Origin of the sequence: Acinetobacter sp. Q85-2 (assembly GCF_013420555.1) — a bacterium.
Taxonomy (GTDB): Bacteria; Pseudomonadota; Gammaproteobacteria; order Pseudomonadales; family Moraxellaceae; genus Acinetobacter; species Acinetobacter indicus.
Genome location: NZ_VOXW01000001.1, coordinates 49,485 through 71,718 on the forward strand (window position 1 = coordinate 49,485; position 22,234 = coordinate 71,718).

At 43.0% G+C, this 22,234-nt stretch carries 27 protein-coding genes; 23 read left to right on the plus strand and 4 right to left on the minus strand.

Annotated features, from left to right (window positions below; translation table 11 throughout):
• Window positions 1–30: 30 nt before the first annotated feature.
• The gene (locus tag FTT68_RS00255; RefSeq protein ID WP_168416541.1) at window positions 31–966 is read left to right on the plus strand and encodes an AEC family transporter; all 936 of its coding nucleotides are present in this window, start codon (window positions 31–33) and stop codon (window positions 964–966) included.
• A gap of 59 nt (window positions 967–1,025) precedes the next feature.
• On the opposite strand, the gene FTT68_RS00260 is transcribed toward FTT68_RS00255, so the two are convergent.
• Together FTT68_RS00260 and FTT68_RS00265 are read right to left on the minus strand one after the other, a co-directional pair.
• Window positions 1,026–1,838 carry a tetratricopeptide repeat protein gene (locus FTT68_RS00260; protein ID WP_005175859.1) on the minus strand — a complete coding sequence of 271 codons (813 nt, stop codon included), beginning with the start codon at window positions 1,836–1,838 and terminating at the stop codon, window positions 1,026–1,028.
• Between the two features lie 316 nt (window positions 1,839–2,154).
• Window positions 2,155–2,880, minus strand: coding sequence for a folate-binding protein YgfZ (locus FTT68_RS00265; RefSeq protein ID WP_160241570.1), 726 nt, complete (start codon window positions 2,878–2,880; stop codon window positions 2,155–2,157).
• 254 nt (window positions 2,881–3,134) lie between these two features.
• Between FTT68_RS00265 and acnD the strand changes: the two genes are divergently transcribed.
• From acnD to FTT68_RS00340, 16 genes are all read left to right on the plus strand, one after another.
• Complete coding sequence (gene acnD, locus FTT68_RS00270; protein ID WP_127800825.1) at window positions 3,135–5,741, plus strand: Fe/S-dependent 2-methylisocitrate dehydratase AcnD; 2,607 nt, start codon at window positions 3,135–3,137, stop codon at window positions 5,739–5,741.
• Between the two features lie 168 nt (window positions 5,742–5,909).
• Window positions 5,910–6,335 (plus strand): DUF3800 domain-containing protein, encoded by a 426-nt coding sequence (locus FTT68_RS00275; protein ID WP_180083591.1) that lies wholly within the window; start codon window positions 5,910–5,912, stop codon window positions 6,333–6,335.
• Between the two features lie 77 nt (window positions 6,336–6,412).
• The gene (locus FTT68_RS00280) at window positions 6,413–7,186 is read left to right on the plus strand and encodes a DUF3800 domain-containing protein (RefSeq protein ID WP_180083594.1); all 774 of its coding nucleotides are present in this window, start codon (window positions 6,413–6,415) and stop codon (window positions 7,184–7,186) included.
• A gap of 125 nt (window positions 7,187–7,311) precedes the next feature.
• Window positions 7,312–7,455, plus strand: coding sequence for a zinc ribbon-containing protein (locus FTT68_RS00285; RefSeq protein WP_075167893.1), 144 nt, complete (start codon window positions 7,312–7,314; stop codon window positions 7,453–7,455).
• A gap of 286 nt (window positions 7,456–7,741) precedes the next feature.
• Entirely contained in the window at window positions 7,742–7,963 is a 222-nt protein-coding gene (locus tag FTT68_RS00290) for a hypothetical protein (RefSeq protein WP_005175863.1), read from the plus strand.
• A gap of 95 nt (window positions 7,964–8,058) precedes the next feature.
• Complete coding sequence (locus FTT68_RS00295; RefSeq protein WP_160243497.1) at window positions 8,059–8,319, plus strand: hypothetical protein; 261 nt, start codon at window positions 8,059–8,061, stop codon at window positions 8,317–8,319.
• 576 nt (window positions 8,320–8,895) lie between these two features.
• Window positions 8,896–9,000, plus strand: coding sequence for a VOC family protein (locus tag FTT68_RS14115; RefSeq protein WP_301287420.1), 105 nt, complete (start codon window positions 8,896–8,898; stop codon window positions 8,998–9,000).
• Window positions 8,987–9,292 (plus strand): VOC family protein, encoded by a 306-nt coding sequence (locus tag FTT68_RS00300; RefSeq protein WP_278251963.1) that lies wholly within the window; start codon window positions 8,987–8,989, stop codon window positions 9,290–9,292. The genes FTT68_RS14115 and FTT68_RS00300 overlap by 14 nt, the downstream gene beginning before the upstream one ends.
• A gap of 533 nt (window positions 9,293–9,825) precedes the next feature.
• A complete protein-coding gene (locus FTT68_RS00305; RefSeq protein WP_168391100.1) occupies window positions 9,826–10,491 on the plus strand; it encodes a pseudouridine synthase in 666 nt (221 codons plus the stop codon).
• Between the two features lie 164 nt (window positions 10,492–10,655).
• Window positions 10,656–11,036, plus strand: a complete 381-nt coding sequence (locus FTT68_RS00310; protein ID WP_016659844.1) for a ribonuclease E inhibitor RraB — start codon at window positions 10,656–10,658, stop codon at window positions 11,034–11,036.
• Between the two features lie 133 nt (window positions 11,037–11,169).
• On the plus strand, window positions 11,170–11,616 hold the full coding sequence (locus FTT68_RS00315; RefSeq protein WP_045796392.1) for an SRPBCC family protein: 447 nt from the start codon (window positions 11,170–11,172) through the stop codon (window positions 11,614–11,616).
• 4 nt (window positions 11,617–11,620) lie between these two features.
• Window positions 11,621–11,977, plus strand: a complete 357-nt coding sequence (locus tag FTT68_RS00320; RefSeq protein ID WP_005175875.1) for a DUF488 domain-containing protein — start codon at window positions 11,621–11,623, stop codon at window positions 11,975–11,977.
• Between the two features lie 110 nt (window positions 11,978–12,087).
• On the plus strand, window positions 12,088–12,432 hold the full coding sequence (locus tag FTT68_RS00325) for a zinc ribbon domain-containing protein YjdM (RefSeq protein ID WP_016659847.1): 345 nt from the start codon (window positions 12,088–12,090) through the stop codon (window positions 12,430–12,432).
• 93 nt (window positions 12,433–12,525) lie between these two features.
• Window positions 12,526–12,891 carry a 5-carboxymethyl-2-hydroxymuconate Delta-isomerase gene (locus FTT68_RS00330; RefSeq protein WP_016659848.1) on the plus strand — a complete coding sequence of 122 codons (366 nt, stop codon included), beginning with the start codon at window positions 12,526–12,528 and terminating at the stop codon, window positions 12,889–12,891.
• A gap of 180 nt (window positions 12,892–13,071) precedes the next feature.
• Window positions 13,072–15,537, plus strand: a complete 2,466-nt coding sequence (locus tag FTT68_RS00335; protein WP_180083597.1) for an AI-2E family transporter — start codon at window positions 13,072–13,074, stop codon at window positions 15,535–15,537.
• Window positions 15,538–15,615: 78 nt separating this feature from the next.
• The gene (locus tag FTT68_RS00340) at window positions 15,616–16,020 is read left to right on the plus strand and encodes an NUDIX hydrolase (protein WP_005175886.1); all 405 of its coding nucleotides are present in this window, start codon (window positions 15,616–15,618) and stop codon (window positions 16,018–16,020) included.
• Window positions 16,021–16,102: 82 nt separating this feature from the next.
• On the opposite strand, the gene FTT68_RS00345 is transcribed toward FTT68_RS00340, so the two are convergent.
• A complete protein-coding gene (locus tag FTT68_RS00345) occupies window positions 16,103–17,047 on the minus strand; it encodes a tRNA-dihydrouridine synthase (RefSeq protein WP_180083601.1) in 945 nt (314 codons plus the stop codon).
• 432 nt (window positions 17,048–17,479) lie between these two features.
• Between FTT68_RS00345 and FTT68_RS00350 the strand changes: the two genes are divergently transcribed.
• The 6 genes from FTT68_RS00350 (at window position 17,480) to FTT68_RS00375 (ending at window position 21,215) form a co-directional block, all read left to right on the plus strand.
• Window positions 17,480–17,695 (plus strand): cold-shock protein, encoded by a 216-nt coding sequence (locus FTT68_RS00350; protein WP_000071892.1) that lies wholly within the window; start codon window positions 17,480–17,482, stop codon window positions 17,693–17,695.
• A 98-nt stretch (window positions 17,696–17,793) separates the two neighbouring features.
• Window positions 17,794–18,021, plus strand: a complete 228-nt coding sequence (locus FTT68_RS00355; RefSeq protein ID WP_168397278.1) for a hypothetical protein — start codon at window positions 17,794–17,796, stop codon at window positions 18,019–18,021.
• A gap of 67 nt (window positions 18,022–18,088) precedes the next feature.
• A complete protein-coding gene (locus FTT68_RS00360; protein ID WP_000476222.1) occupies window positions 18,089–18,286 on the plus strand; it encodes a hypothetical protein in 198 nt (65 codons plus the stop codon).
• A 186-nt stretch (window positions 18,287–18,472) separates the two neighbouring features.
• Window positions 18,473–18,793 (plus strand): type II toxin-antitoxin system RelE/ParE family toxin, encoded by a 321-nt coding sequence (locus FTT68_RS00365; RefSeq protein WP_000897309.1) that lies wholly within the window; start codon window positions 18,473–18,475, stop codon window positions 18,791–18,793.
• A complete protein-coding gene (nadS, locus tag FTT68_RS00370) occupies window positions 18,786–19,058 on the plus strand; it encodes a NadS family protein (protein WP_004641921.1) in 273 nt (90 codons plus the stop codon). The genes FTT68_RS00365 and nadS overlap by 8 nt, the downstream gene beginning before the upstream one ends.
• A gap of 1,029 nt (window positions 19,059–20,087) precedes the next feature.
• A complete protein-coding gene (locus FTT68_RS00375) occupies window positions 20,088–21,215 on the plus strand; it encodes a tetratricopeptide repeat protein (protein WP_168397279.1) in 1,128 nt (375 codons plus the stop codon).
• A 198-nt stretch (window positions 21,216–21,413) separates the two neighbouring features.
• Here FTT68_RS00375 and FTT68_RS00380 read toward each other — a convergent pair whose 3' ends face one another.
• Window positions 21,414–22,223, minus strand: a complete 810-nt coding sequence (locus FTT68_RS00380; RefSeq protein ID WP_016659852.1) for an inner membrane protein YpjD — start codon at window positions 22,221–22,223, stop codon at window positions 21,414–21,416.
• Window positions 22,224–22,234 lie beyond the last annotated feature (11 nt).

Sequence of the window (22,234 nt, forward strand, 5' to 3'; positions counted from 1 at the left end):
TAGATCTCGCTCTAGAGAAGGGAGGCACTTTTGTTGCTGAATATTTTACTGCCCTTGGTGGCAGTACTGGCGCTGGGCTATAGCAGCGTACGTACCAATTTTCTGGCGGCCACGCATATTCAGGCCCTGAGCCAGTTTGTGATGAAGGTTTCACTGCCAGCCTTTTTACTGTATGCCCTGGCCAGTAAAGATCTGGCTGAAATCTGGCATCCGGGTTATTTTATTGGTTATGGACTGGGCTCGCTGATCCTGTTTTTTCTGGCGTTAGTCATTTATAAAACCTATTTCCGGCATAGCCTGACCCACGCCAGTGTGCTGTCGATGGGCGCGTCGATGTCCAATACCGGCTTTATTGGCACGGCTATTTTAACCCTGCTGATTGGCAGTCATTCCGCCATTTATCTGTCATTAACTCTAATTATTGAAAACCTGATTATTGTGGCGATGGTGCTGTTTCTGGCCGAAGCCGGTTTGCAAAAGCAAAACCATCATCTTTCGGCGTTATATCTGAAAACCTTAAAAAGTTTGCTAAAAAATCCGGTGATTCTGTCGATTATTGCCGGGATGGCCTGTGTCTTGCTCAATTTAAAACTACCGGACAGCATCAATCAGATTCTGGAGATGCTCGGCAAAACTGCATCGCCGTTGGCTTTATTTGTGATTGGCGGCAGTCTGGTCGGAATGCGCCTGCATTCGGTCAATCTGCAAAGTGTGCTGCTGGTTGGGATGAAAGTCCTGCTGATGCCGCTGGTTATTTTCACCTTGTTGTGGAGTCTGCCCAATGTCAGCTCGGAAATGCTGTTTGTCGGCACCTTGCTGGCCGCCTTGCCGATGCCGGTGGCCTTTGGGATTTTTGGCCAGAACTATGGTCTGAATGAACAGGCACTCCAGCCTTTAATTATGAGTACGGTATTGGGTTTAATTGGGGTGGCTTTCTGGTTAAGTCAGTCATCGTATTTTCTTTAAATCCTCATATGGCCCAAATAAAAAAAGCCCGATCATCGGGCTTTTTTCGGTCAGGCGCATTAGCTTTTCTTGGCTGCTGCTTTTGGTGGATTCTTGGCCTGATCGGCAATCATCTTGTCTACCACGGCCAGCGATTCTTTGGCTTGCGGGACATTTTCCTTGGCTAGGGCAGAGAAAATCTTTTTCGCTTCCGGCAGGTTTTGTGGCACGATGTTGCCATTGGTAAACATATTGCCGACCGCCATCAGCGCTGGAATATAGCCTTTTTGTGCTAAATCCTGAATGCTCTTTAAGCCTTGCTGAATGGGTGCTTCATTTTTGTTTTTAAAGCCCAGGCTAATGTCATATAAGGCTTTGGCATGAATGGCCTGATTGTTGCCTTTTTTAATGAGGGGTTCCAGTAATTGCAGGCCTTTTTTATCTGAATCGGCTTTGTTTTCAGAGAAATACACCACCGCTAAATCAATGGTGGCATCATGAAAGCCTTGTGATGAAGCTTTTTGCAAATACTGTTTGGCTTTATTGGTATCCTGTTTTAGACCCAAAGTGCCGGTCAGATGGTTTTTACCGAGTACATAATTCGCCACCGGATAGCCTTTTTTCGCGGCCTGCTCATATAGCTCGATGGCTTTCTTTTCATTTTTGGCCGTACCTTGGCCGGTTTGGGTCAAATAACCCAGATTATAAATCGCTTGCGGATTACCGGTTTTGGCCAGTTTGTCTAATTCCTGATAGGCACCGCTCAGGTTGTTGGCTTTGACCATGGCTTCAATTTTGGCGAAAGCCGGATCGGTCGGAATACTGTTATTGCTGTTGGCGAGGGTAAATTGTGTCGAAAGGGCAACCAGACTTGCCAAAATCAGTTTTTTCATCGTTGTATAAAACCTTGTATCAATAACCACATAATTCCATTTATGTGTGGGGAATAAATTGTCACTCATCATCATAAGATGAAATCAAAGAATGTAAATATAGATGTATCGGAATCCGGTAATTTTTTCAAACCACGTAGGAACAATAATAAAAAAATCCTGAATTTAAGGATTGCTTCAATTTGTAAATCAGTCTCGTTTTTTGCGTATTTAGATGAAAATCTTCACTCTAAGGTGGTTTTTTTGACGGATAAAAAAACAACCCAAGTTACACGTGTCACTTGGGCTGTTTTTCATAGATCTGCTAGTGACACGCTTAATTTTGCGGCCGCGCCACATCACCGCTTAAAGCTTCAGGTAAATCCAGAACCGTTACATCCATCTCGGCTAAGGCATCCGGTTTTGCTACCACCAAAGCTTGATAACCGCTATCAATAGCCAGGCTATTCACTACTTCTACATCATTGTTCAGTTTGCTGGCGATAGCCGGAGCATCGCCTGTACCCTGAATCAGATGCAGCCAGTGTTTTGGCTTGGCTTTAAACCATAAACGGGCAATCACTTCCTGACCCAAATAACAGCCTTTGTCATAATGAATGCCTTCACGCTGATGCAGGCGCAGTTCCTGTGGCTGGAACAGTTCCGCGGTGCTGGCCTGAATCCAGGCCTGACCACTTTCAAGCGCCTTTAATTGCCATGCTTGAATATCCTGTTCAGTACTTGTGAACTGGGTGTTTAGACCGTTTACGACCGGATAAACCTGACCGGCTTCTTCCAGTTTCATTTTCGAGAAAGCACCAAACTTTTTAATGTGTTTGGCAAAGTCTTCAGCTTGATCGGCCGTTACTACAATTTCAAACTGTTCAGCATTCTGTTTGGTCAGCCATAAACCAAACAGAATACGGCCTTTCAGGCTACAAATTGCAGTATAACGGGTTTCGGTTTGCGGCAGTTTTTCGACATCTACCGTGACTTGACCTTGTAAGAATTTTTGCGCATCTACACCGTTTAAAGTGAATGCAGAGAAAGTCAGATTACTCATGTTCTAATCTCGAAACCGTATCTAATACTAAAGAATGAGGTTAATTTTGCGCTATTTTTCATAAAAAATCATATTTCTGGCCAGAATTTTCTATTAGATGTAACCAAATTTTTCAAAAATGTATTATTTTAAACTTAAGTTTATGAAATATATGAAATTTGGGAAATAGGCTTCGGGCAGCGTACAATGCCAAGCAGCATGAATGTTAAACAACAAAACTTTGAAAGAAGAAGTCAGAACAAGGCAGGTACGCTATGAATAACAACTACCGTAAACCGCTGCAAGGCACCCCGCTAGAATATTATGATGTGCGACAAGCCGTTGAAGATATTCAGCCAGGCGCATATGCCAAACTTCCTTATACCTCCAAAGTGCTGGCCGAGCAGTTGGTGCGTCGTTGTGATCCAGCCATTTTAGAGCAGTCCTTACGCCAGCTGATTGAACGCAAGCAGGAGCATGATTTTCCATGGTATCCAGCACGTGTAGTCTGTCATGATATTTTGGGGCAAACGGCACTGGTCGATCTTGCCGGTCTGCGTGATGCCATTGCCGATCAGGGCGGTGATCCATCCAAAGTCAATCCGGTGGTGCCAACCCAGCTGATTGTCGATCACTCACTGGCGGTGGAATACGGTGGATTTGATCCGGATGCATTTGAGAAAAACCGTGCAGTCGAAGACCGTCGTAATGAAGACCGTTTCCATTTTATTGAATGGACCAAAACAGCCTTTAAAAATGTCGATGTAATTCCGGCAGGCAACGGCATCATGCATCAAATTAACCTGGAAAAAATGTCACCGGTAATTCAAAACCGTGATGGCGTAGCATTCCCAGATACCTGCGTGGGTACAGACTCGCATACCCCGCATACCGATGCGCTAGGCGTGATTTCAGTCGGTGTGGGTGGTCTTGAAGCTGAAAATGTGATGCTGGGTCGTGCATCTTGGATGCGTCTGCCGGACATTATTGGGGTAGAATTGGTTGGTCAGCGTCAGCCGGGCATTACTGCGACGGACATCGTCTTGGCGTTAACTGAATTCCTGCGTAAAGAGCGTGTGGTCGGTGCCTATTTAGAGTTCTTTGGTGAAGGTGCGGACAGCATGTCAGTGGGTGATCGTGCCACCATCTCCAATATGACCCCTGAATATGGTGCAACCGCTGCGATGTTCTATATTGATCAGAACACCATCGACTATTTAACCCTGACCGGTCGTGAGCCTGAACAAGTCAAACTGGTTGAAACCTATGCCAAAGAAATTGGGCTTTGGGCATCTGACATGACACAGGCGGAATATCCACGTGTGCTGCGTTTCGACTTATCAACGGTAACCCGTAATATTGCAGGGCCGTCGAACCCACATGCACGTGTATCCACAAGTGACTTAAAAGAAAAAGGCATTGCCGGTATTGTTGAACAGCGTACCGATGGTTTGATGCCAGATGGTGCCATCATCATTGCCGCGATTACCTCATGTACCAATACCTCAAACCCACGTAATACCGTTGCGGCAGGTTTGCTGGCACGTAAAGCCAATGAGCTCGGTCTTGTGCGTAAACCTTGGGTGAAATCGTCATTTGCACCGGGGTCTAAAGCAGCTGCGCTGTATTTGGAAGAAGCGGGTGTACTGAAAGACTTAGAAAAACTCGGTTTTGGCATCGTCGCTTATGCATGTACGACTTGTAACGGGATGTCAGGCGCGCTTGATCCAAAGATTCAGCAGGAAATTATTGACCGTGACCTGTATGCGACTGCGGTGCTGTCGGGCAACCGTAACTTCGATGGTCGTATCCATCCGTATGCAAAACAGGCTTTCCTGGCATCTCCGCCACTCGTGGTTGCCTATGCAATTGCCGGTACCATCCGTTTTGACATCGAAAAAGATGCGTTGGGCACCGACCAGAACGGTAATCCAATTTATCTGAAAGACATTTGGCCGTCGGATGAAGAAATTGATGCATTAGTGAAAACCTCGGTGAAGCCTGAGCAGTTCCAGAAAGTCTATATTCCAATGTTTGACTTGGGCGAAGTGGAGCAGGCGGCAAGTCCGCTATATGACTGGCGTCCGCAAAGTACTTATATTCGCCGTCCACCATATTGGGAAGGCGCGCTGGCTGCACCGCGTACATTAGCCAATATGCGTCCGCTGGCAATTTTGGGCGATAACATTACCACTGACCATTTATCACCATCGAATGCAATTATTCTGGATTCGGCGGCAGGTGAATATCTGGCGAAAATGGGCTTGCCTGAGGAAGATTTCAACTCCTATGCCACCCACCGGGGTGATCACTTGACGGCACAACGTGCAACGCTGGCCAACCCGAAATTGTTTAATGAAATGGTGGTACGTTCTGACGGTACCATTAAGCAAGGTTCCAAAGCGCGTGTCGAGCCTGAAGGCGAAGTAATGCGGATGTGGGAAGCGATTGAAACCTACATGAATCGTAAACAGCCGCTGATTATTGTTGCCGGTAAAGACTACGGCCAAGGCTCAAGCCGTGACTGGGCGGCTAAAGGTGTACGCCTTGCTGGTGTTGAAGCGATTGTGGCAGAAGGTTTTGAGCGTATTCACCGGACTAACCTGGTTGGGATGGGTGTATTGCCGCTTGAGTTTAAGCCGGGCACAGACCGTAAAACTCTAGGTTTGGATGGTACTGAACTTTATAGCGTGATTGGTAATATTGCACCTCGTTCGACTTTAACACTTGTGATTGAGCGTTCCACGGCTGATGGTAAAAACCAGATTCTGGAAGTGCCAGTAACCTGCCGACTGGATACTGAAGAAGAAGTTTCTGTGTATGAAGCGGGTGGGGTATTACAACGCTTTGCGCAGGACTTCTTGGAAGGGAATGTGGCTTAACTTTTCTAGTTGCTCGTATAAATATCCCCTAGCCCCTCTTTAGAAAAGAGGGGAACTCCCTCCTTTTTTAAAGGTGAGAAGCATTGCTTCGTAAGGGGGATTAAAGTTATTGATATTGTTTAAAAAACACCCTACTGTGAAGTAGGGTGTTTTTGTTTTGGATATTTAATGTTCTTTTATGTTGATGAAAGTGGTCATACGGGTAATAACTTATTCGATATAACCCAGCCATATTTGTATTATGGTGTTATTGGTTCTACAGTTAATTTGGATATTTTAGCTAAAGAAGAGATTTCAAAAATAAGAAAAATTTTTGATGTTGATCGCTTGCATGCAGCAGAATTGGGAGAATACAAGTTAATTGATTTAGTTGCAGATTTTAAAAAATTATCAAAGAAATTTTCTTTAACTTTTGACTTTTATCGAGTAAAAAAAGACGACTATCCTGTTATATGTTTTTTTGATCAAGTATTTGATCAAGGAATAAATCCAGCGATGACATGGTCTGGATATTGGACGCCATTAAGATATGTACTATTGGCAAAATTGAATTTCCTTTTTAGTAGGGAACGGCTTTGTTGCATAAATATGTAAGCATCTGATTTAAATAAATTTAATTTTGGATCAAAAAATAATCAAAACTTTTAAAATCATATAGTTATGAAATCTTTGTGCAACAAAGCCGTAGGGAACTAAAAAAATTAGCGTGGGAAGCTAGGTTGTGTTCAAGGGATAAGGAGGCTGATACAAAAGTTATATATATTTGTGAGCAGTTAATAACTCGTTTGGGACGGTTAGATGACTCTAGATCACGAGAGTTATTTTTAGATGTTTTGGTTTGGGCTAAAAATAATGTGAGACAGTTAATTTTTAATGCTAAATCAAAAAGGGATAAAAAATTTATTTCTCCTAATCTTATTGGATTTCAATCCGTTTATTGGGGAATAACTAAGAGGGCAAAGAAGAAAAATAAAAAAGTATTGGGAATAATCGTAGATCAACAAGATCAGTTTAATACCACACAAGATTATTTATTGCAGATTTATAGAAATGCTGAAGGTTTTTACTATAAACATGATTTCGGTTTAGGTGGTATGGATTTTAGAGATATACCTACGATTATCCCAAAATTTCAAAGCTCAAAAAAATCGGTTGGTTTAGAAATAGTTGATATTTATTTATGGCTATTTAAAAGATATTTGGAAGGTAACTTATCTAACTCTTTGCTAATTGATTTTGTAAAATCTCAGGCAAATAAAGTTTATTGTGATGAAGTATCTATTGAGGCTACTACAGAGCGTTTTGCTACTTGGATGCAAGAGTTGCCTAATATTACATACGAGCAAGAGTTGATGGCAAAGCAAATGAAACAAAAAGAAGAGTTGATGAGGAAAAAACATGTTGAAGAATATTATAAATCATTACCTATTAATGATTTAAATTAAAGTATTGGTTATAAATTAGTACTCTTCGCCCAAACGCCATCATCACTCGTCGAAATGGACAATAGACAATCATCACAGATTGGTTATACTGAATAGACCATTTCTAAATCATACGGAGAACAAAGATGGTAACTGCAGGCGACAAGCCAGGAACAGGCTTCTATTTTTGTGTCCAATGCGGACATCGCGTTTACTTAGAAATTGGTACAGACCGTTTACCCCCGTGTACCAAATGCCAAGGCAATCAATTTAACAATAAGAATGCCTAAGCAACAGCACTCAAACAGTTACCCTCTGTTTTGAATGAAAGCCCTATCACACGATAGGGCTTTTTAATGGGATCAATAAAAATATGCTGAATTTTCAGGGTGTTAGAACAGTTGAAGCCCTACAAAAAGAAAGCACAAAATCGAGATACAAATTGGTTGGATTTAAGGCTCTATCTTATTGAAAATGAATAATAAAAATTAAGGTGTTTATTACTTGAATCTGTTTAAAAATTAGCCATTAATCCCCATGTTGAATAAGACATATAGCATATTTCAGGTGCAGTCTTTGCAACATTATCTTGATCTTAACCATGACTCTGGTGTGGCCAATTATGAAATTGGTCAAGAGTTTATTCGGGTTCAGTTCCGTAAAAATAGCAGGGTCTATACTTATAGCTATGCCAGCGCCGGTGTGCAGCATGTCGAGAATATGAAACAGCTGGCCCAATATGGCGATGGGCTGAATGCCTATATCAACCGTTATACCCGCTGGCTGTATTTAAAATAACTGGCCTGTTTTTTGCTTCATGATGCTTCCTAGGAGCGCCACATCCACTTTCGGGTGGATGCTGGTTTTAAAGAAAAATCATCAGGAGCAAAGTTATGTCAAACTCTCAAGCTGCCGATTCTTATACTCAACTGCCGGTCAAGGCGCATCTGCTGGCGGGTTGGCCGTTACTGCTGGTGCTGTTTGGTGGTGCCATTGGGGTGGTTTATGCCGTGCTGGCTTACATGCTGAATATCAAAATTTATCAATCGACCTTATCTAAACTGAATAAAGTCTTGGCCAATTTGCTCTGTAGCATGTCGGCCTTAAGTGGCTGGTGGTTTAGCGCCCAGCTCATTCAAGGACAGTTATTTTAAACAGCTCGATACCTCACGATTAAAGATCTGCAATGTCCTGAACCGGGCAGAATAATCTATGCCTGAATATTCCAGAAAAATACGGAATCATGAAAAAGAATCATGATTATGGCAGCTTGAAAATAAAAAATTCTATCTAAACCGTTTGATGTGAGAAAAATTATCAAAAAGATGAAAAAACGCCGAAGCTTAGGAAAACAATCCCATCCGCTTTTGACTATTCTATTGCTCAAGGGTGAAAGGGGATCGAAAAGAGTAGATTGCTACCAGTAACGTATCACGTGCGTGTAGTACTTACCCACAAGGTCTCGATTCGGCTTAGGACGCTATAGATCAGAAGTTTATAGGCAAAAAGTTAGAACTTACCAAGTTTTAATGGTTGAAGTATTTCCCGCTCCCTTAAAAATAAAAATTTCAACATCTCTATTCTTCTTTATCTTTTTGTTATTCCTATTTCACTATATTCGTTTAAATCACCTTCATTTTCCTTTCAGTTATCGCAAACTTATTTGCCAGAATCCTACAGGGTACTGAAAGCAGCTATGCTATAAAAAATAAAAACTACCGAGCAGAACAATGAAAATTTATGTCACCAGTCTTATGCTCGATGATCAGGAAAAAGCCTTGCAGTTTTATACTCAGATACTTGGTTTTCGGCTAAAACAGGATGTGCCGGTGTGAGTATCGCTGGCTGACGCTGGTTTCTCCCGAGCAGCCAGATGGTGTAGAACTGTCGCTAGAACCAGATGTACATCCCGCAGCGAAAGCCTTTAAAGCCGCGATTAAGGCAGATGGTATTGCTTATACCTCATTTCAGGTCAACGATCTTGAGGCAGAATATCAGCGTTTACTCGCGCTAGGTGTGGTTTTTACTCAAGCACCGATGCTGGCTGGCAATGTGAAAATTGCCGTGCTGGAAGATGGCTGCGGTAATTTAATTCAACTGATGCAGCCGCTGCCTGAGTCATCATAATCACTTAGATAAATTCTCTTAAAATCGCCATTTTCTGCAAAATAAAATGAAGAATTTAACCTAGTGTATAAAAATTTCTTGTGAGTGTGCTTTATTTGGGAAAATTTCCTGAAAATATTTTAAATTGACTGATCTTCGGAAAACAATTTCGGCAGGCTTTGACTACTATATCTCTCAAGGGTGTGACGGGATCGAAAAGAGTAGCATGCTGTCAGCGGCGCAAAACGCGAGTGCAGTACTCACCCAAAAGGTCTCGATTCGGCTTAGGACGCTATAGATCAGAAGTTTATAGGCTATAAGATCATGACGTACAACGTGATGATAGTTGAAGTAAACAGCAAGTTTTCCCTGACACCCTAAAAATTCCGTGCATGACCAGAACAACAAACTATAAAAATCAAACTCGAAAAACCAGAGAATAAAAACTATTTCTCTCCAGTAGCTTCCAGATTAAATATCTATCTTCTCAATAGATTGACAGCAGATTGGCCGCTTGATATTTTGCCCCCTTTTGACTCCCAAGCCGTACCGCCATGCCTTTAAACGACAACTTTGTATATTGCCCGCCGCAAGAGCCACTAGTCCTGCTCTATGAAGATGATGATCTGGTGGTGATTGAAAAGCCAGCAGGTTTGCTGTCGGTGCCGGGGCGGTTGCCGGAGCATCAGGACAGTGCCTATTTACGCGTATTGGCGCGCTATCCACAGGCCAAAATTACCCATCGTTTAGATATGGCCACCTCGGGTATTCTGATGTTTGCCAAACATCGTGATGCAGAAGTAGCGGTGAGTAAAATGTTTCAGGCGCGCACCGTGACCAAGCACTATATTGCCCTGGTACAGGGCAAACTCGACGGAGATGGCAAAGTTGAGGTGCCATTAATTACCGACTGGGAAAACCGGCCGCGTCAGATGGTGCATTTTGAACTGGGCAAGCCGGCACAAACTTTATATCAGGGACTGGACTATAATGCCGAGATGGACATCAGCCGGGTATTGCTGACCCCAATTACCGGACGTTCACACCAGCTGCGCGTGCATATGCAGTATATCGGCCATCCAATTACCGGCGATAAGCTGTATCATCCAGAACCTGCACGCAGTCCCCTAAAACGCATGGCCTTGCATGCCAGTTATCTGGCTTTTACTCAGCCTTTAAGCGGTACCGCGGTTGAAATTCGTGGACAGGTACCGTTTTAAGCAGTTGATCCGATTTGGAGTGCTCTCCCCAAAACAGGGGATTGCCGATCCGGATAGAGATCAGGATGATAGAACAGAAAAAAATTAAGCGCTCTATCTCGGAACTGCAACAAAATTAGGGTAAGCTGACCATTAGAACAACAACACAGAACAAGGACAAAACGATGTCACGCGATTATGAACAATTTCCAGATGACGACAACGGCAACGTACTTTGGCAAATGCATGAAGATGGTGATGATCTGGACGAGGCACATGAAATTGAATATTCAATTGCCTTTACCGACCAGGAACAGGCTGAACGTTGTGCCTTATTTCTGTTAAATGAAGAACAAAAAATCTCTTTATTTCAGGATGATGATTCTGGTGTGACCGAATGGATTATTACCATTTATGTTTATATGGAACCGGCCTATGCCGATATTGTTGATTTAGAAGAATGGTTCACCAAAATCGCCAACCAGTTCCAGGGTGAATATGATGGCTGGGGCTGCATGGCCTATGTCTATGATGATGAAGACGAAGAAGAAAACTATCCAGTTTAACCCCATTTTCTAGTACAAAAAAGCATGCCGGAGCGCATGCTTTTTTGCTTTACGCTCGCTTCAACCAAAGTCATACACAGGCCCAAGGCAGAAGGCGTAGACTGAAAATTATTCGCTGTAAACAGGTGATGTCATGCAACACAGCGTACAGTTACACCGTATATTTCAGGCGCCGTTATCGCGGGTATATCGGGCCTTTGTCGATCCGCATGCCCTGGTCAAATGGATGGCACCACATGGCTTTACCGTGCAGATTGAACAGTTTGAACCCGTGGTCAACGGTCAATATAAAATTGCCTTTTGTAATTTGAGCACGGGCAAATGCCACGGTTTTCACGGGCAGTATCTGGAAGTGATTCCCGAGCAGCGACTGCGTTATCAGGATGAGTTTGATAGCCCAGATTTACCCGGACTGATTCAGGTCACGATTGAGTTTAAGGCGGTATCGGTCGGAACCGAAGTCTGGATTCAGCAGGACAATCTGCCCGATGCCATTCCCGTCGATGGCTGTTATTTGGGCTGGCAGGAATGTCTGGATTTACTCAGCCTGCTGGTGACCCCTGACATTCCGGATGAGTAAAACCATGCCCATTGCTACCAAACGTATTTATCAGGCTGTAAGCAAGCAGGACGGTACCCGGATTCTGCTGGACCGGATCTGGCCGCGCGGGATCAAAAAAGCCGATGCCCAGATTGACCTGTGGCCGAAGGATTTAACCCCCTCGACCGAACTGCGTAAATGGTTCCATGAAGATACTGAGCGGCACTGGCCCGAGTTTCAGCAGCGTTATCGGCAAGAGTTGCAGCAGCATTTGGACGCGGTGGAGGAAATCCGGCAACTGGCGCAGAAGGGACCAATTACCCTGTTAACCGCAGCAGAAAACGAACAGCATAATCATCTGCAGGTGTTTAAACAGCTGCTGGAACACCCGGGCAAATAACACAAATATTGTTATTAATCCCTAAACCGGTTAGGGATTTTAACGTGATGAAAAATATAAATGTTATAGTAGACCTTTATATTTTTTATTTTGCTCGTTTCGAGGTTTTTATGTCTTTACCGAATTGCCCAAAATGCCAGTCCGAATATACCTATCAAGATGGTGACTTGCTGATTTGTCCTGAATGCGCACATGAATGGAAAGAAGGGGAGCAGGCAGAAGCCGAGGCCGGCGCCATCATTAAAGATGCCAATGGTAATGTACTGGCCGATGGCGATACCGTGACGGTGATTAAAGACCTGAAAATTAAAGGTTCATCTTCTGTGGTGAAAGTGGGTACCAAAGTGAAAAATATCCGCCTATTGCCAGAAGCATCAGATGGTCATGATATTGACTGTAAAGTGGATGGTATTGGCGCAATTAAACTGAAATCGGAATATGTGAAAAAAGCATAATCGCACTGTTTCTCTTGGGTTTTATCTTGCTTTGAAGCAGGGTAAAACCCTGAATTTTTAAGATCACATCTGCACCATGTCGGGAGAAGGCTGATGCCACATATCCATCTTGAATATTCAGATCAGCTGCAGGCGCTTGAAATGAAGCCCTTGCTCAGTCGCATCAACCGGACGCTGGTCGAGAATGGCCTGTTTGGTAATGCCTCTGATATTAAAAGCCGCGCCATCTGCCAGCAGGACTATGTGATTGGACTGGATGAAAGCGCACAGGCCTATGTGCATGCCAAAATCTCGATTTTAAAAGGCCGTAGTACCGCCCTAAAGCAGGAAATTTCCCGGACCGTGCTGGAGGTGTTGCAGGATTATCTACCGCCACAGAATGAATTGACGTTGCAACTGTGTGTCGAAATTCTGGAAATGGACCCGGATATTTACAGCAAAGCCATCATTCATCCTTAATATTTTTCCCTTGCAATGGCACAGTTGTGTATGTGGCATTTTGCTGCTTTCAATACTTTCCCATCTTCATCTTCTGTGCTGTTTCTTGCTGAAATTAGGCGTTTTTTTACAGGAATCTATTTGAAATAAAGAGCCGAAGCTCGTAAATAATAAATAAAGAGCAACAGGATGTGCCCAGCCATGCGAAAACAGAACAATAAACCGGGTCTGCTCCAGCCCGAAGCGAAGCCGCCGCGTCCCCATCACTGGAAGCCGGAAAAATCTGCCGCCAGTTGGGTCAAGCGGGATATTGAAACCCAGAATATTGTCCGGGTGATGGCCGGTTTTGTGATTAGCGCGGTGATTATTGCGGCGCTGTATTTTGGTCAGGATGTGCTGATTCCGCTGGCACTGGCTATTTTGCTGGCATTTTTGCTGGAACCGCTGGTGTCACGGTTAAAAAAATGGGGACTGCCACAGCTGCCGTCGATTGCCATTGTTATGATTTTCACCATTAGTGTGCTGGCTGGACTGGGCAGTTATCTGGGTTTTCAGCTCAAAGATTTAAGTCAAGAATTACCGCAATATCAGGACACCATTCAGCAAAAACTGAATACGGTGAAATCGCTAACCTCTGGCCCTAGTGCCTGGGATGGGGCCAAAACCACTTTCGATACGGTGGAAAGCTCGTTTGAAGGCATCAATCAGGTCGAGCAGGAAAAGGGTGTGCAGAATGTCAAGGTGGTCGGACTGGAGCAAAGTCCTTCCGATGCCGCCATGGAGTGGGGCAGCAAGATTTTAAGCCCGATTGCCACCATTGGTATCGTATTTTTATTTGTGGTGCTGATTTTAATTAGCCGTAAAGATCTGCATGACCGCTTGTTGCGTCTGCTTGGCGGTAATTTGAATATTGGTACCGATGTGCTAGATGAAGCCGGCCAGCGCATTGGTACCTATTTGCGCATGCAATTGCTGGTCAATGTCACCTATGGCATTCCGATGGCAGCCGGACTGTGGTTTATTGGCGTGCCTGCGGCCATCATGTGGGGCATGCTGGCGGTGGTGCTGCGCTTTGTGCCTTATGTCGGCCCGATCATTTCTGCGGCGTTCCCGTTAACGCTGGCTTTTGCGGTGGATCCAGGCTGGAATATGTTCCTCTGGACGCTGGGCCTGATTCTGCTGCTGGAGCTGATCAGTAATAACATCATTGAGCCGTGGTTATATGGCGAAAGTACCGGCCTGACTACCTTGTCGATTATTCTGGCTGCCACCTTCTGGACCTTAATCTGGGGACCAATTGGTCTGATTTTATCAACACCGTTAACGGCCTGTTTGCTGGTGCTGTCGCACTATATTCCGGCGTTGGGCTTTGTCAAAGTGTTAATTGGCAGTGCCCCGGTGCTGTCACCGCCCGAACGTTTTTATCAGCGTTTGGTGGCCGATGAAGTACATGATGCGCTGGATGTGGCTAATGCATATATCCAGCAGGAGCTGCCGAAAAAAACGAATGAAGAAGCGCTGGTCCGGAAAATCAATAATTTCTATGATGAAGTGGCGATTCCTGCGATTTGCCTGTTTTCGCAGGTCCATAATACCGAGGCCAGCGCCGAACACAGTTTGCGCATGCATCAGGGTTTAAAACGGTTTAATCATGAATTTCAGCAGCAATATCCGCTACAGACCGAACTGAACAACCCCAAAGTCATGTGTCTGGGGGCACGTTGGGAGGTGGATGTGCTGGCCTCTGCCATGCTGGCCCATGGTCTGAACCTGAAAAAGATTGCCGCCTGTAGCCATGCCGATGCCTTGATTCAATCGCGCTCGGATGTGTTGAGTGCCGTGCCGGAATCGACCGACATCATCTGTATCGCTATTTTCCACCAGCAACCGATGGCGCAAATCCGCCTGTTGAACCACCGGATACGCACGCTAAAACCGCAGATCAAACTGGTGTTTGCCTTGCTGGGCAATCACTCGACGCATTTGCGTGATGAGATTGAGCGTCTGTTTCAGCCTGAAGCTGTGGTGAATAGTGTGAATGAACTGATGCTGAATATGGATATGCTGCTGATGGCACAAGGGGAAAACCCGGCGGCGGCACTGATGCATGACAATGAGGCTGAACGTTTACAAGCTTTGCATGAACTGGATTTATTGCAGTCGGAATTGCTGCCAATTTACAGCCAGTATATTGAAGAAGCACGGCAGGCCTTTGATGTGAAATATGCCCAGATTTCGCTGGTCGATGCCGGGCAGGTGCATACTCCGGCCAGTCCGCTGGCAGAAGCGGTGGAGTCGCCGATCTACGCAGCGCAGCGCCGTGAGGAGTCGATTTGTACCCATCTGGTTTATCAGAATGAAGCGCTGGTTATTGAAGATATTCAGCGTGATCCACGCTTCCGGCAGTATCCTCATCTGGCCAGACAGAAAATCCGTTTTTATGCCGGGGTACCCATTCAAAGTAAACAGGGCTTGGCCATAGGCAGCTTATGTATTCTGGACAAGCAGGTGCGGCAGATGTCTGAAGAAGATCTGGATTTGCTGAAAGCACTGGCGCTGGATTTACAGGAGACCTTAAGCAGTGAGCGATTACGCAAACAGAAGCTGGAGGAAATCCAGCGTTTGGGCCAGGCCGATTTAAGTCAGGCCGTGGTGACAGATTCCTAATGATTGCATCCTTGTCCACATACGGCTGTTTGCATCTGGCCGTTAGGTTATCGTTTAAAACTAGGGGAGAGCAGTTCGTTGGCCTTTCATGATTTTTATCGCTTAAGTTCGCATGCGGTAATTTGTAATGCCCAGCAGCAGGTGCTGTTACTTAAAGCTACCTATGCCGATCAGGCCTGGGGCTTACCGGGTGGCGCGCTGGATATGGGGGAAACCATCCACGAGGCCTTAATTCGGGAATGTCAGGAAGAAATTGGCTGTCAGGTGCAGGTGGGGTATTTGTCGGGTGTGTATTTTCATGCAGCGGTGCAATCCCATGCTTTTATTTTTCGCTGTCATGTACCGGAAGATGCACAGATTCAGCTAAGCGATGAACATGCCGAATATCGCTGGTTTGATCTGGCGCAACTGGCGCCGGTTCAGCGGACTCGGGTAGAAGATTGTCTGAATTTTCAGGGCAATGTCATCAGCCGGAGTTTTTAAACTGCGGCTTGCAAGATGATTACACAAAAGTGATCAAACAGTTGTTAGACAAGCCCTGTAAACAGCCGCGACAATGTTTGGTTTAGAGTGCTGTGTGTTGCGAGGCTTGCAGGGTGGCAATAATTTCATCCAGCTTTTTGATGCGTTTAACCTCATCCCATAGCGCTTTGGCTTCTGGATAATGTTTCGACATCATGCCCAGCCATTGTTTATAACGCCCCAGCATACCAATTTCGGTTTTGGCCGGACCGTGAATAAAGCGGATTTGCAAATCAAGCAGATCTTGCCAGCTCAGTAAGGGTGCATCAGAGTTCTGGCGGATACATTGGGTGAGGTCAGGGGTGGTGACGGCACCACGACCAATCATTAAATCTTCACAGCCCGATTCTAACTGGCATTGTTTGGCATCGGCATTGGTCCAGATTTCCCCATTGGCAATCACATTAATCTTTAGGGCTTCACGAATCGGGGCCAGCTGATCCCAAAAGGCCGGCGGGGTATAACCATCGGCTTTGGTGCGCGCATGGACCGTGACCCAGGAGGCGCCTGCATCTTCAATGGCATGGGCATTGTCCAGCATGAAGTTGCGATCCATATAGCCTAAGCGCATTTTGGCAGAAACCGGAATATGTGCCGGCACGGCATCGCGCACAGCTTTGACCAGCTCATGTACCACTTCCGGTTCATCTAGCAGGACCGAACCGCCACGATGACGGTTTACGGTTTTGGCCGGACAGCCAAAGTTCAGGTCAATGGCTGGTGCGCCCATGGCTGCAACTTTGACCGCATTGGCAGCCAGCATGTCCGGGTTGTTGCCCAGAAACTGCACATGTACCGGAGTGCCAGCCGCAGTTTTACCGCCGTTCAATAATTCCGGGCAATAGCTGTGATAGATATGATCGGGCAGGATTGAGTCGGTGACCCGAATAAACTCAGTCACACACCAGTCGAAGCTGCCGACAGACGTGAGGACATCACGCATGATCGGATCGGTTAAGCCTTCCATGGGTGCAAGCACAAGTTTCAACGCGTTCACCTGTTAATTTGAAAAACGGTGTTATACGTTTTTTTTACTAAGATGTCTAGGAAAAGGTCTTTGAAGTATTGTGGAGTGAGATAAAGCTTAGCCTTTATATTGCGTATAAGAGGTTTTATGTTAAAGAAAATATTAAATAATATAATAAATAAGTTATTGAATTTAATTAATTTTTAAAGAAAAAATATAGATTTTATAAGAAAAATTAATATTTATATCAAAAAAACTTGATTATTTTTATTTTTACTGTATATTTAACTTAACTAGAAAAAAGTCTTGTTTCGGTAAATCTTCCTTAAGTATCGCAGTTTTAGTCATAATCCTTCGTTTTTTAGATTTTAAGTCTCATTCTTTATTATTTTCAAAGTTATTAATCAGTCAATAAAATGACTAAAAAATTATTAAAAATTAGTAGGATATATTATGTCAAACTCAAATGTTGTTAAAGGTACTGTTAAGTGGTTTAACGAAACTAAAGGTTTTGGTTTCATTCAACAAGAATCAGGTCCAGACGTTTTTGCTCATTTCAGCGAAATCGCGAGTTCAGGTTTCAAGACCTTATTTGAAGGCCAGCAAGTTGAATTCAGTGTAGCTCAAGGTCAAAAAGGACCGAATGCTGTAAATATTGTTGCTATCTAAGTAATAATAAGCAGTAATAAAAAGCACTCATAAGTGCTTTTTTTATGCTTTAAAATGTTTTCAAAATTGAAAAAATCTCTAAAAAAATAGGATATAAGTTGTTAAAAGTAAATGATTTAATTGCAAAATCTAAAAATGGTACTGAAATTATTGTTTCATTAATTCCTCTACATAAAATGCAAAATACACGTCAAGGTTTAAAACAAATCGAAGTAGGTAAAAGAGTTCTACTGGAATCTGGAATCGAAGTTGATTTAAATTTGGATGGCCGTACATTTTACACTTCTCTAAATCAGCTATTTAAATTAAATCATAAAGTTTCTTAGCGATAAATTTTTAAAAATCAATAATTTATGTGGGATTTCCACTGCAATTTTTTTTAAGGAAATATATATGTTTAAACAGACTCTCAGCGTAAAAGACCAGTTTGGCGTTAAACACGCTATTCAAGCCACAGTGGATCATGAGTTTGCCAACACACAATCTCATTTGAATATAAAACATATCACCGTTGATGGTGAAGATATTCGACCTAGTTTTGAAATGCTTTTTCAAAGTACCTTAAGTGGAAAAATATTTAAAATCATCTAGAAATATAGTTTTTATAAAATCTATAGTCTGAATGAAATATCAGGACCTACTCGCTATCATGCGGGTTTTTTATACCTAATATTTATATTTGTAAGCCTTTGCTTATGCGAAACGAGAGTTCACAGCTCTCGTTTTTTTATTCTAAAACTGCTAAAATTCTTATACGCCATTGACGTACTTAAACCTATGTTATTCATTGAAACCAGTATTTTTACTAAGCAAATCAAAGAGCTTGTGAGTGATGAAGAGTATCGTCAGCTCCAGCAAGATCTCTTGGTGCAGCCTGATAAGGGCGACTTAATCAAGAATGGTGGTGGAATTCGTAAAGTACGTTGTGCTCAGGGCAATAAAGGCAAAAGTGGCGGTATCCGTGTGATCTATTATTGGGTTACAGAAGATGATCAGATCTTTTTCCTGGTGGCTTATCCAAAGTCTGTGAAAGATAATCTGACAGACAAAGAAACCTCGATTCTACGTCAATTAGTAAAGGAGCAATTTCATGGATAACAACTTATTTGATGACTTGGTTGCTTCAATCAAAGAAGCTGGTGCCATCAAGCGTAATGAGATAAAGGCAAGTCGAGTCACAGAGCTTGAATTACCGGATATTAAAGAAGTACGTGAGAAAACAGGCTTAACCCAGGCTGAATTTGCTGCACGTTTGCATATCAGCGCGAGAACCCTGCAAAACTGGGAACAAGGCCGTCGCTATCCGACTGGTCCTGCAGCGACTTTAATTCGTATTTTAGATGCTCATCCAACTTTAATTTAAGAAGTTTAGATAATAAAAAACCCCGGCATCCTGCCGGGGTTTTTCATCGTTGCTGATTGTGCTGTTGTACCCTCTGGTCCATGTGCAATAACTTATAATTTTTGTTTTATGTTATGGAACATCCTGTTCCTGATGACTTGATCATAGGAAAATTCCACTGTTCCAGGTAGTAGCAAAGGGCCGAGATTGATGTGCGCCAAAGCGTACAAAATAGCCTAAATTTTATCCCCAGCAATTGGGGATAGTTTTGGAACCTGGATCCGTATGAAATGGGCACTGATTGCTAAATTGATCATTTTTTAGCCAATTTTCTTGGCAAAAACTATCAAAATCGATCATAAAAAAGCCGACTTGTTTCAAAGTCGGCTTTTTGGGCATTTTTAGATTTTTCTGGTTTTATTAAGTGTTTGATAATTATATTAATATACAAGTGTACTTCGTATAATCGCCATTATGTTAAATGGGTGGTAAATTGGTGGAAAATTCAAGTTTTTAAAATTGCGAATAAGAGTTTTTATGTTAAGCAGATGATCAAAAGGCCCATGAATCGAGCCTTAACCTAACGGCCAAGGAGGATTATTTTTAATTTTTATGAAGTAATAATACTTGACTAAGATATCGGCAATATAAGCCAAACAAAACAAAAGTAGCATTAAATATACGATCAATAAGCAGATCATGAATACTGTTTCCCAACTTTCATAGTAGTTTTTATATATTTTTTTACTTACGTCCCACCCGTGAAGACTGATTAGAATTACAGTAATAATTAAAACAGTTAAAACAATTAAAACTTCCATATATTTAGTGTATGTATAACTTCAAATTTTGAGCATATAAGATAAATATTTTTTAAACAATATAAAAACTCTTAGATCAACCTTGAAGATAGTTCTATATAAGATTGGCTTTGTTGTATAAACCTATCATTAAATATCCTTTTCAACCCTATAATTATTGGATGAATAAATTTGATTAACTTAAAGAAATATTGATTAGAATGAGTTTTATTCTAATCAAACTTAAATTATGAACTTTAAAAAAAGTCTGTTTTTACCATTTTTCTTCAGCATTGTATCGAGTGTCTCTTTTGCTCAGTCTTCTCACTTTAATGATTTATTAGATGCTGCTGCCCAAGGGAATGCAGATGTGCAATATAACCTTGGAGAGATGTATGACAAGGGCCAAGGTGTCGCTCAGAGTTATGAGAAGGCATTTGAATTCTTCAGCAAATCTGCGGCCCAAGGGAATGCTAATGCGCAATTCAGTTTAGCAGGAATGTATTTAAATGGTGATGGTGTCGCCCAAAGTGATGTTAAGGCGTTTGAATGGTTCAGCAAATCTGCAGTACAGGGGAATGCTAAGGCACAAAATAACCTAGCAGCGATGTATTACCATGGTCTAGGTGTTACCCAGAGTGATGTTAAGGCATGTGAATGGTTCAACAAATCTGCAGTACAGGGGAATGTTAATGCGCAATATAGTCTTGCAATGATGTATTACGATGGTCGAGGTGTCGCCCAGAGTGATGTTAAGGCGTTTGAATGGTTTAGTAAGTCTGCAGCACAGGGGCATGTAATGGCGCAATATTATCTGGCAATACTGTATGACAGTGGTCGAGGTGTCGCCCAAAGTGATGTTAAGGCATTTGAATGGTTTAGTAAGTCTGCAGCACAAGGGAATGCGCTAGCACAATATGACTTAGCCGTGATGTATTACGATGGTCGAGGTGTCGCCCAGAGTGATGTTAAGGCGTTTGAATGGCTCAGTAAGTCTGAAGCAAAAAGGGGAATGGCGGCAGCGCAATATGGTCTTGGAATAATGTATGACAAAGGTCGAGGTGTCGCCCAAAGTGATGTTAAGGCGTTTGAATGGTATAGCAAGTCTGCAGCACAGGGGCATGTAGATGCGCAATATAACCTAGCAGTAATGTATGAAACGGGTAAAGGCACAAGCAAAAATACAATCTTGGCAAACGAATGGTATCTAAAAGCAGCAGATAATGGTGATGCAATGGCCCAATTTAATATTGGTAATAATTATCTATATGGTCGAAATGGTTTACCAAAAAATCGTACACAAGCTCTAAAGTGGTTTAAAAAAGCAGCAGATAATGGGAATGCACAAGCAAAACTAGTGCTTGCAGGGTTACAGTAATTAGGTAAGTCTTTCTAAAATTAACATAATACACCTTATACGAAATACTATTTTTTATTCCATATAAATCATAGTTTTATCGTATGGTAAAAAGCTCAGGTACGGATACTTGGGCTTTTTAAATAATTTATCATGTTCCACGCTTATTATTTAACCACTGTTCCACGCTTTTAATGAGGCAAACTGAACAAAAGAATCTTACTTGCCCAAAATCATCTGTAACACAAACTTGGAACCAATAAAGCCAAGCGCCAGCAAGAAGAAGCCAATAATGGTAAAGCGAATGGCTTTCTGGCCACGCCAGCCAAATTTATAACGGCCCAACAGCAGCGCGCCATAGATAAACCAGGAAATAATACTAAAGGCAGTCTTATGCGCTAAGTGCTGGGCAAAGAAGTTATCAATGGTTAGGAAACCAAAACCCAATGCCAGCGTCAGCAGGATAAAGCCGGCAATCAGCATATCAAACAGCAGCTCTTCCATGGCTTGAAACGGTGGCAGCAAATTCACCCAAATCCGGCGTTTCTGTTTGTTTTTCAGCTCCCGGTTCTGAAACCAGAGCAAGACCGCATGAATGGTGGCCATCAGCAAGACCGCATAGGCCGATAACGACAGTAGGATATGAATATCCAGACCTAAAGAATTGTTTTCGACAAACAGGTTTAAACCGCTAAAGGAATGCCCTAGAATCAGGCCGGTTGCGGCCACTGGAATCCCAATCAGGTTTAGCGCAATCACCGGCCGGTAAGTACTAAACAGCACACTTAATAACAGCATTAAGCCTGAGGTAAAGGACATCAGGTTAAACACGTTATAGTTAATGCCCATCGGCAGCAGCATGTCGTTATACAGCACAGCGGCGTGCAAACATAAACCCAAGCCCAGCACAATACCAATAAACCAATGGTTTGGAGCACGCTTGGACATTAAATGCATAAATAAATACCAGAACGAAGTGGTATAAGCGATTAATGCCAGAATCGTGTAAACCAAGGGGAGACTGCTCATGTCAAACCTTT

Excerpts from the sequence above, each read along its gene's own strand:
- FTT68_RS00295 (WP_160243497.1), top strand. The coding sequence starts at position 8,059 with ATGTCAAACTCTCAAGCTGCCGATTCTTATACTCAACTGCCGGTCAAG.
- FTT68_RS00305 (WP_168391100.1), top strand. The coding sequence starts at position 9,826 with ATGCCTTTAAACGACAACTTTGTATATTGCCCGCCGCAAGAGCCACTA.
- FTT68_RS00375 (WP_168397279.1), top strand. The coding sequence starts at position 20,088 with ATGAACTTTAAAAAAAGTCTGTTTTTACCATTTTTCTTCAGCATTGTA.
- FTT68_RS00350 (WP_000071892.1), top strand. The coding sequence starts at position 17,480 with ATGTCAAACTCAAATGTTGTTAAAGGTACTGTTAAGTGGTTTAACGAA.
- FTT68_RS00315 (WP_045796392.1), top strand. The coding sequence starts at position 11,170 with ATGCAACACAGCGTACAGTTACACCGTATATTTCAGGCGCCGTTATCG.
- FTT68_RS00335 (WP_180083597.1), top strand. The coding sequence starts at position 13,072 with ATGCGAAAACAGAACAATAAACCGGGTCTGCTCCAGCCCGAAGCGAAG.
- acnD (WP_127800825.1), top strand. The coding sequence starts at position 3,135 with ATGAATAACAACTACCGTAAACCGCTGCAAGGCACCCCGCTAGAATAT.
- FTT68_RS00300 (WP_278251963.1), top strand. The coding sequence starts at position 8,987 with ATGTGCCGGTGTGAGTATCGCTGGCTGACGCTGGTTTCTCCCGAGCAG.
- FTT68_RS00360 (WP_000476222.1), top strand. The coding sequence starts at position 18,089 with ATGTTTAAACAGACTCTCAGCGTAAAAGACCAGTTTGGCGTTAAACAC.
- FTT68_RS00380 (WP_016659852.1), bottom strand. The coding sequence starts at position 22,223 with ATGAGCAGTCTCCCCTTGGTTTACACGATTCTGGCATTAATCGCTTAT.
- FTT68_RS00265 (WP_160241570.1), bottom strand. The coding sequence starts at position 2,880 with ATGAGTAATCTGACTTTCTCTGCATTCACTTTAAACGGTGTAGATGCG.
- FTT68_RS14115 (WP_301287420.1), top strand. The coding sequence starts at position 8,896 with ATGAAAATTTATGTCACCAGTCTTATGCTCGATGATCAGGAAAAAGCC.
- FTT68_RS00275 (WP_180083591.1), top strand. The coding sequence starts at position 5,910 with ATGTTCTTTTATGTTGATGAAAGTGGTCATACGGGTAATAACTTATTC.
- FTT68_RS00260 (WP_005175859.1), bottom strand. The coding sequence starts at position 1,838 with ATGAAAAAACTGATTTTGGCAAGTCTGGTTGCCCTTTCGACACAATTT.
- FTT68_RS00310 (WP_016659844.1), top strand. The coding sequence starts at position 10,656 with ATGTCACGCGATTATGAACAATTTCCAGATGACGACAACGGCAACGTA.
- FTT68_RS00365 (WP_000897309.1), top strand. The coding sequence starts at position 18,473 with ATGTTATTCATTGAAACCAGTATTTTTACTAAGCAAATCAAAGAGCTT.
- nadS (WP_004641921.1), top strand. The coding sequence starts at position 18,786 with ATGGATAACAACTTATTTGATGACTTGGTTGCTTCAATCAAAGAAGCT.
- FTT68_RS00285 (WP_075167893.1), top strand. The coding sequence starts at position 7,312 with ATGGTAACTGCAGGCGACAAGCCAGGAACAGGCTTCTATTTTTGTGTC.
- FTT68_RS00320 (WP_005175875.1), top strand. The coding sequence starts at position 11,621 with ATGCCCATTGCTACCAAACGTATTTATCAGGCTGTAAGCAAGCAGGAC.
- FTT68_RS00325 (WP_016659847.1), top strand. The coding sequence starts at position 12,088 with ATGTCTTTACCGAATTGCCCAAAATGCCAGTCCGAATATACCTATCAA.
- FTT68_RS00330 (WP_016659848.1), top strand. The coding sequence starts at position 12,526 with ATGCCACATATCCATCTTGAATATTCAGATCAGCTGCAGGCGCTTGAA.